Source organism: Pseudonocardia sp. EV170527-09, assembly GCF_008369905.1.
Taxonomy (GTDB): domain Bacteria; phylum Actinomycetota; class Actinomycetes; order Mycobacteriales; family Pseudonocardiaceae; genus Pseudonocardia.
On sequence record NZ_VRMC01000340.1, the window covers coordinates 1 to 473 of the forward strand.

A 473-nucleotide genomic window follows, 5' to 3' on the forward strand; every position below is an offset into this window, starting at 1 on the left:
GCGCAGGATCGGGCGCGCCCCGGGGACGGTCTCCCGCGAGTTGCGCCGCAACGCGGCCACGCGCAGCGGGAAGCAGGAGTACCGGGCGCTGGTGGCGCAGTGGAAGGCTCAGCAGGCGGCGAAGCGACCAAAGACTGCGAGGCTTGCGACGAACAACAGGCTGCGTGAGTACGTGCAAGAACGCCTCGCCGGACACGTCCGTCGCCCGGACGGCAGCGTCGTCATCGGGCCGGAGCCGCCGGCATGGAAGGGGCTGAACAAACCGCATCGGCAGGACCGGCGGTGGGCGACCGCGTGGAGCCCGGAGCAGATCTCGCATCGGTTGAAGGTCGACTTCCCCGATGATGAATCCATGCGCATCAGCCACGAGGCGATCTATCAGTCGCTGTTCATCCAGGGGCGTGGCGCGCTCAAACGCGAGCTTGTCACCTGCCTGCGAACAGGCCGCGCGCTCCGGCAGCCACGCGCTCGGA

The 473-nt window shown here is 68.9% G+C and carries 1 protein-coding gene; it reads left to right on the forward strand.

The window, feature by feature from the left end; translation table 11 throughout:
* The coding region (locus tag FVA95_RS29420; RefSeq protein WP_368667388.1) for a transposase at positions 1–473 on the forward strand (473 nt) is incomplete at both ends.